This window comes from Bradyrhizobium sp., from assembly GCF_017881085.1.
Lineage (GTDB): Bacteria > Pseudomonadota > Alphaproteobacteria > Rhizobiales > Xanthobacteraceae > Bradyrhizobium.
Genome location: NZ_JADGRI010000273.1, coordinates 1 through 7,594, shown reverse-complemented (window position 1 = coordinate 7,594; position 7,594 = coordinate 1). Strand labels below are relative to the sequence as shown.

Annotated in this window: 6 protein-coding genes and 1 pseudogene; 2 read left to right on the top strand and 5 right to left on the bottom strand. The window is 64.1% G+C overall.

Annotated elements, in window-relative coordinates:
- The 5 genes and pseudogenes from QZ213_RS21570 to QZ213_RS21550 all read right to left on the bottom strand — a co-directional run.
- Window positions 1-1,140, bottom strand: a pseudogene (locus tag QZ213_RS21570) (ABC transporter permease); the annotation flags it as partial.
- Window positions 1,141-1,429: 289 nt separating this feature from the next.
- The gene (locus QZ213_RS21565) at window positions 1,430-2,581 is read right to left on the bottom strand and encodes an ABC transporter substrate-binding protein (RefSeq protein ID WP_291688122.1); all 1,152 of its coding nucleotides are present in this window, start codon (window positions 2,579-2,581) and stop codon (window positions 1,430-1,432) included.
- 92 nt (window positions 2,582-2,673) lie between these two features.
- A complete protein-coding gene (locus QZ213_RS21560; RefSeq protein WP_291688121.1) occupies window positions 2,674-3,258 on the bottom strand; it encodes an amino acid synthesis family protein in 585 nt (194 codons plus the stop codon).
- 33 nt (window positions 3,259-3,291) lie between these two features.
- A complete protein-coding gene (locus QZ213_RS21555; RefSeq protein ID WP_291688120.1) occupies window positions 3,292-4,200 on the bottom strand; it encodes a UPF0280 family protein in 909 nt (302 codons plus the stop codon).
- Window positions 4,197-5,651 (bottom strand): 6-hydroxynicotinate reductase, encoded by a 1,455-nt coding sequence (locus tag QZ213_RS21550; RefSeq protein ID WP_291688119.1) that lies wholly within the window; start codon window positions 5,649-5,651, stop codon window positions 4,197-4,199. The genes QZ213_RS21555 and QZ213_RS21550 overlap by 4 nt, the downstream gene beginning before the upstream one ends.
- Before the next feature lie 342 nt (window positions 5,652-5,993).
- On the opposite strand from QZ213_RS21550, the gene QZ213_RS21545 reads away from it, so the two are divergent.
- Together QZ213_RS21545 and QZ213_RS21540 are read left to right on the top strand one after the other, a co-directional pair.
- A complete protein-coding gene (locus QZ213_RS21545; protein WP_291688118.1) occupies window positions 5,994-6,476 on the top strand; it encodes a (2Fe-2S)-binding protein in 483 nt (160 codons plus the stop codon).
- Window positions 6,476-7,594 (top strand): molybdopterin cofactor-binding domain-containing protein (locus QZ213_RS21540; RefSeq protein WP_291688117.1); only part of this gene is annotated, 1,119 nt, incomplete at its 3' end. The genes QZ213_RS21545 and QZ213_RS21540, both read left to right, overlap by 1 nt.

The window sequence follows — 7,594 nt, the reverse complement described above, 5'->3', positions numbered from 1 at the left end:
CATCTTGGCGAGAAGTGCTACGCCATAGGCGCCGAGTCCGAAATAGGCGGCATGGCCGAACGAGGCGAGCCCGCCGACCGCCATCAGGAAATGCAGGCTTGCGGCAAAGATCACGAAGATCGCGATTTCGGAGCCGACCGTCAGCGCATAATTGCCGCCGAACAACGGCAGCGCGGCCGCCAAGGCCAACGCCGCAACGGCCGCAAGACGCTCGTTCGACGTCAACGGCCGCCAGACATTGACGGACAGACCCGGCGTGCGGCGTGCAATCGCTTCCGGCTTTCCGAACAGGCCCCATGGCCGCACGATCAGCACCACGGCCATCACCAGAAACACCAGGATGATGGAAATCTTCGGAAAAATCAGAATGCCGAACGCGTTGAGCTCGGACACCAGCACCGCCGCGACAAAAGCGCCGATGATGCTGCCGAGGCCGCCGATCACCACCACCACGAACACATCGACGATGATGCGCAGATCCATGGCGTGATGCACGGCGTCGCGGGGGATCTGCAGCGCGCCGCCGAGCGCGGCGAGGAAAACCCCGAGCGCGAACACGCTGGTGAACAGCCATTTCTGATTGACACCGAGTGCCGCCACCATGTCGCGATCCTGCGTCGCGGCGCGAACCAGCACGCCCCAGCGCGTCCGCTGGAACATCAGCCACAAGGCCGCCAGCACGGCCGGACCGAGCCCGATCAGGAACAAATCGTAGGTCGGAACATTCTGGCCGAGGAAATCAACCGCACCCCGAAATCCCGGCGCGCGACTGCCCAACAGATCGCTCGGTCCCCAGATCAGGACCACGAGATCCTCGACCATCAGGGTCAGGCCGAACGTCGCCAGCAGCTGAAACAGTTCGGGCGCGTGATAGATTCGGCGCAGCAGCACCATTTCAACGAGCACGCCGACCGCGGCGACGATCAGCGCCGCGGCGACGACGCCGCCCCAAAAGCCGATCGCGCCGGAAAACCGCTCGGTCAGCGTGAACGCCACATAGGCGCCGAGCATGTAGAACGCGCCATGGGCGAAATTGACGATGCGGGTCACGCCGAAGATGATCGACAGGCCCGACGCCACGAGGAACAGCGAAGCCGCGCTCGCAAGACCGGTCAGGAACTGAACGACGTAGAAGGCCATTTGCGGTCCGCGCTAGCGTTAGGTTCACCTCTCCCCGCTCGCGGCAGGGTTATCGCAGATGATGGAGCCGTCTGTTTCGATGCCGCTTTCCCTCCGCAGGCCCAGCGCGTTCTTTCCCCTCCCCCCGCGCAGCGGCGGGGAGGGGTCGGGGGTGGGGGGTGGCTCCGCGGGTACCCATGTTGATGTTGAGCAGGCTGAAACACCCCCCACCCCCTACCCCTCCCCACCACGCGCTGCGCGCGCGGAGGGAGGGGAGAAGAAGAAAGTCCTCGCTTCGTGGCAGCGAACCTCATTCCTTCGGACGGAGCTTTGCGACTTCGTCATCGCTCGGCAGATAGTCGGCGCCCTTGCGATAGGCCGTATCGACCATGATGCCCTTGCCGTCCTTCAGCGCGGTCTTGCCGACGAACGCGCCGAGGGTCGACTGGTGGTCGATCTTGCGGAAGGTGATCTCGCCGAACGGCGACGGCACCGACAACCCTTCCGCCGCGGCGATCAGCTTCTCCGGATCGGTGGAGTTGGCTTTGGCAAGAATGGCGGCGGCCGATTTGATGGTCTGATAACCGACGATCGAACCCAGCCTTGGATAGTCGTTGTACTTGGCCTGATAGGCTTTCAGGAACGCGTCGTGCTCCGGCGTCTTGATGCTGTACCAGGGATAGCCGGTGACGATCCAGCCCTCCGGCGTTTCTTCCTTCAGCGGATCGAGATATTCCGGCTCGCCGGTGAGGAAGGAAACCACCGCGCGGTCCTTGAAAAGGCCGCGGGTGTTGCCTTCACGCACGAGTTTCACGAGATCGGCGCCGAAGGTGACATTGAGGATGGCTTCCGGATTGGCGGCGGCGACGGCCTGCACGACGGGGCCCGCGTCGATCTTGCCCTGCGGCGGCCACTGCTCGTCGACCCACACGATATCGGGCCGCTTGGCCGACATCAGCTTCTTGAACACCGCGACCGCTGACTGGCCGTATTCGTAATTCGGCGCGATGGTCGCCCAGCGTTTGGCGGGCAGCTTGGCGGCTTCCTCCACCAGCATCGCCGCCTGCATGTAATTGGAGGGACGCAGACGGAACGTGTAGCGATTGCCCTTGGCCCAGGTGATCGCATCGGTCAAGGGTTCGGCCGCCAAGAAGAATACTTTCTTCTGATTGGCGAAATCGCTGACGGCCAGACCGATATTGGACAGGAAGGTGCCGGCCAGCATCGCCACATTCTCGCTCGACACCAGTTCGTTGGCGGCGGTCTGCGCGTCGGCGGGCTTGCCGCCGTCATCCTTGGAGACGACAACGAGTTTCTTGCCGTTGATGCCGCCCGCGGCATTGATTTCCTCGACCGCGAGCTGCCAGCCCTTGCGATAGGGGTCGGTAAAGGCGGGCAGCAGCGAATAGCTGTTGATTTCGCCGATCTTGATCTCGTTCTGCGCCATGGCCGAATGCGCCATGCCGCCGAGAATAATCGCAAGTCCGGCACCCAAGAAAAGATCGAAGAAACGTTTGCTTCGTTGCATCCCTAACCCTCCAGTGTTGAAAGAAATTATCGTAAGCCGTCGTCGCCTTTGACTTCCGCGACCGTCAGTCCGCCGACCCGCGGCAGCGGCCGGCCGCTGTCGGTGATCGCGACCGCGACCATGATCTCGTTGGCGCGCGGCGCATCGTTGATCTGCACTTCCATGCCGTCGAAATGGCTGCGCACGAAGGCCGCATCCTTGTGGCCGAGCGGAATATCCAGCGTCGTACCTGGCCCGCTCCGCTTCTTTGACGACGGAATCAATGCTGCGCCCTTGCCGAGAACCTTCCGCACCGGCGCACCCATTTTGGGATGCAAGATCGCCGCCGCGTGTTCGAGTTCGCCGTTTTCGCCGACCGCAGCCGCCTTGCCGTAGCTCTGTGCCTTGGCACCATCGATCCCGAGTGCTGCGACCGCCTTCTTCGACAACAACTCGCCGAGTTCCTCGCCGATGGCGATCAGAGGCGAGAGATCCTCGACATATCTGCCGGCGAACGGATTTTCGATCACGGCGATGGCTGCCGCTCGCCGGGTCGGCGGCGATACCGTCTGCCCCATTTCAAGATACGTCTCCTCGACGACCGTGACGATCTTGCGAATGACTGCGCTCATCGTTTTCCGTCCCGTTGTTGAATGCCGGTGATCTCACACATGTAGCGAGCCTTCCGCTGCACGGCCGAGCGGCACCCGCAAGCCGGGAACCTCGACGGCCCTCGTCCCCACGACGATCATCTCGTCGTGCAGCCGCAATGCGGCGCCGTCGATCAATCCCGCGGCGAGCCATTTTCGCGCGCTGTGGGCCCCGGCCTCCAGGGCATCTTCAATCTCGCGGTTTGACAACTCGCCGACAGCGCGGGTGACCGGGCGTGCACCGAGATCGCTGTCGGGCTGCAGATCATGCGCCGGACAGCGGACGATGGCCGGATGTCCGGGCAGATCGACCGCGTTGGCGATGATGGTGGCGGCCGCGTCGGCTTGCGATGCCGTCGGCGCCAGCACCGTGACGGCGTCGGCAATGCCGAGCGAGAAACTGCGGCCGTGGCGGCCGCTGGTGGCCACGCCGCGCGCCGGATCGTCGGCATGAATGATCATGGTGCGCAGCACCCCCGGCGCGTCCGGCCGGTCGGCCAGGCCCACGGTAAACTGCGCGCCATCGGCCAGATGGAGCGCGATGTCGCCGCCATTATTCACGTAGGCGCGTTCGAGTTGCGCGTTTGCCGTCATGGCGCCGAGAATCTCCTCCGCGACGGCGCCCGCGACCGCTGCCATCGGCGTGATGAAGCAATCGGCGGCGAACGGCGCCACCGCGTCGTGCATGCGGCGCGCGACTTTGCCTTGCAGGAGGCACCGCGCCGGGTGCGCCGCCTGACGCAACAACGGCAACTCGCCGCAGAGTTCGTCGAGCAGACCGCTAAAGCGCCTCACCGCGGCGGCGTAGGCAGCACGTTTATCTGCCTGGCTGCCGGTCGCCTCCACGATCAGGTCGATCGGACCATCCTGCAGATGAAGCCGCCTGCCGTCTGCCAGAAACCCGATTTGCGGCGTTCTCGTCATGGACGCGATCCCGGCGCGGACGGCGGCGAAGATATCTGAAGCGTCTCGGTGTTGCCCTTCAGCGAGGCCAGCGGGCGCACATGATCCATATGGCCGCCCAGCGCCGCATAATCCGACAGCCGCAGGGTAAACTCGATCGGCGCCACCAGCGCCGGCGTCGGAACGTATCCGAAGGCGCCTGCCGGCAATCGGGTGACATCGACCATGAACGTAATGCCGCCGCCGGGCCAGACATAGACCGGCGCGCCGCCGCTGGTGACGCGCGTCAACGCGTCCTTCACCGATCGCGTCAGTCGAACCGGATTGTCGGTGACCCCGGCGCGCAACGATCCGCCGGCCCCCGCCATGAACAGCACGGTGCACAGAGCGGGCTCGCAGTTTTCCTGAATCCGCTCGACCGAAAGTCCGAGATCGGCCGGCATCTGCTTTTCGACCGGCTTGAGCGCCGCATCGAGTTCATAAAAAGCCGCATGCTCGCCGGTCGTCGAGACCATCAGCATGGTCATGCCGGGACGCGCCTTCTTCGCATCGAACGGCCCCAGTACCGAGAGCGGGTCGGATATCTTGGTGCCGCCCCAGCCGGTGCCTGGCTCCGCGACCTGGAAATAGCGGCCGGGCGTCGAACGCCGGCCCTTCAGCTTGATTCCGGTATCGGCAATATCCAAGAGCTTGCCGGCCTGATGTTCCGAGAGAACGCCGGTGATGTGGTCGTCGACGACAACGACTTCGTCGACCTTGCCGTGCCATTGCTTGGCGAACATGCCGATGGTCGCCGAGCCGCAACCGACCCGCATCCGTTCCTCGGGCACGCCGTTGACGACGGGAGCATGTCCGGCCTGCACGACGACGGTAGCGCCGCCGTCGATCGTCAGCTCGACCGGCTTGCAGTTGCTCAAATCCATTAGTGCGTCGCAAGTGACGCGGCCCTCCTTCTTGGAGCCGCCGGTGAGATGATGAACGCCGCCCAGCGACAGCATCTGCGAGCCGTATTCGCTGGTGGTGACGTGGCCGATCGCCTCGCCCTGCGCGCGAACCGTCGCCGTCTCCGGTCCGAGGTAGCGGTCGGTGTCGATCTTCACCTTGACGCCGCAATAACTGAAGATGCCTTCGGTCACCACGGTGACCATGTCGACGCCGTCGATCTCCGAAGACACGATGAACGGCGCGGGCTTGTAATCGGGATAGGTGGTGCCGGCGCCGATCGCGGTTACGAAGATATTCGGCTCCTGAACGATCTTACCGTCCCAGTCGCCGGTTTTCTGGAACGGCACCAGCCGTCCGCCATGTGACACCGTTCGTTCCAGCAGAATGTGCGGATCGACGCGCACCAGCTGGCCGTCGTGATTGGCGTAACGGTCGCAGGCCCCTGCCGCGCCGGGCTTGATGTAGCACATCACCGGGCAGGCATCGCAGCGGATCTTGTCGTCGGCAGCAGTCGGTTCAGTCAGCATCAACAAGCTCGCGGGGCCAGCTTCAAACTGTCGGACGGCTAGATGGGTAACGACGCGTCGCAAAAGTCGTTCAGGCGGCCTCGACCATAGCTCTTGCCGCCGCCGGGCATCTCGTTCGTACACGAATGATGTTGCGCGCGCCGCCAAACACTGTCAAGCGCCGTTGCGCCCGGAAAATCCCGCTGCCGAATAATAGCTCAATTGCCTCGCCGGTTTGTCCATAAACCGGGCAGCCAGATTCACGTCGGCATGCTGTGCTTGCACGTTTGTATGCAAACGGTATCCTCGACTGCATTCGATGTGACGTTTTGCAGCGCAACCACCGGGGCCGGAACCACCACCATGACGCAGCCCACGATCCGCCTGACGGTCAACGGCCGGATCCATGACGTCAATGCCGCGCCCGACACCGCGCTGCTTTACGTGCTGCGCAACGATCTCGAACTGAACGGACCGAAGTTCGGTTGCGGGCTCGGCGAATGCGGCGCCTGCACCGTGCTGATCGATGGCGTTGCCGCGCGTTCCTGCGTGATCCCGATCTCGGGCTGCGTGAACCGCGATATCCTGACGCTCGAAGGCCTCGGCTCGCGCGATCATCCCGATCCGGTGCAGGCCGCCTTTATCGGCGAGCAGGCCGCGCAATGCGGCTACTGCCTCAACGGCATGATCATGGCGACCAAGGCGCTGCTGTTGCGGAGCCACAATCCTTCCGAGGCCGAGGTGCTGGAAGCGCTGCGCTATAATTTATGCCGGTGCGGCGCGCATATTGAAATCATGCGCGCCGCGATGCGGGCCGCCGGCCGTGTCGTCGAGGCGCAGGATTGATGGCCTCGCCCGACGCTCCAGACCATCGCGGACTTCGACCGGGATCGTTGTCCATCGTTCGCCCGGCCGTTGCAGGCGAGAAAGGCGCATTCGAGACCTTTATCAAGATCACGGCTGACGGTTTGGTCACGGCCTTCAACGGTCATGTCGATCTCGGAACAGGCATTCGCACAGCGCTCGGACAGATCGTCGCCGAGGAACTCGACGTATCCTTTGCGCGTGTCGTCGTCGTGCTGGGCGACACCTCGCGCGTCCCCAATCAGGGCGCGACCATCGCCAGCGAAACCATTCAGATCACGGCCGTACCCCTGCGCAACGCCGCCGCGCAGGCCCGGCATTTCCTGGTCGCGCGCGCCGCGAAACGACTCGAATTAGCCGTGGAAGACCTCACCATCGAGGATGGCCTGGTTCGCGGGCGCGATAACCGCAGCGTCAGCTACGGCGAATTGATTGCCGGCGAGACCATCCGCCTCGAACTGGCTGATCGGGTTGAGGTCAAACCGGTCGGCGCCTACACCATCGTCGGGCAGTCGGTGCCGCGCACCGACCTGCCGGCGAAGGCGACCGGTGAACTGGTCTATGTGCACGACGTGCGCGTACCCGGCATGCTTCACGGCCGCGTCGTGCGCCCGCCCTATGCCGGCGTCGATGCCGGGCCTTTTGTCGGCACCAGCCTGATCGCGATCGACGAAACGTCGGTGCGCGATATTCCCGGGCTGGTCGCCGTCGTCAGAATCGGCGATTTCGTCGGCGTTGTCGCCGAGCGCGAGGAAAACGCCGTCAAGGCCGCGGCGCAGCTCAAGGTGACGTGGAAGCCGACCCCGACGCTGCCCGATATGCGGGACGTCGAGACGGCGCTGCGCGCCAATCCGTCCACGCCGCGTACCCTGATTGATAAAGGCAACGTCGACGCCGCCGTCGCTTCGGCGGCAAAGCCGATGCCGCGGACTTATGTCTGGCCATACCAGATGCACGCCTCGATCGGCCCGTCCTGCGCCGTTGCGGACTATCAGGAAGGCAACATCAGGGTCTGGTCCGGCACGCAGAATCCTCACATGCTTCGCGCGGATCTCGCGCTGCTGGTGGAAAAGCCGGAAGCCGATATCGACGTGATCCGG

Excerpts from the sequence above, each read along its gene's own strand:
- QZ213_RS21565 (WP_291688122.1), bottom strand. The coding sequence starts at position 2,581 with ATGGCGCATTCGGCCATGGCGCAGAACGAGATCAAGATCGGCGAAATC.
- QZ213_RS21560 (WP_291688121.1), bottom strand. The coding sequence starts at position 3,258 with ATGAGCGCAGTCATTCGCAAGATCGTCACGGTCGTCGAGGAGACGTAT.
- QZ213_RS21555 (WP_291688120.1), bottom strand. The coding sequence starts at position 4,200 with ATGACGAGAACGCCGCAAATCGGGTTTCTGGCAGACGGCAGGCGGCTT.
- QZ213_RS21550 (WP_291688119.1), bottom strand. The coding sequence starts at position 5,651 with ATGCTGACTGAACCGACTGCTGCCGACGACAAGATCCGCTGCGATGCC.
- QZ213_RS21545 (WP_291688118.1), top strand. The coding sequence starts at position 5,994 with ATGACGCAGCCCACGATCCGCCTGACGGTCAACGGCCGGATCCATGAC.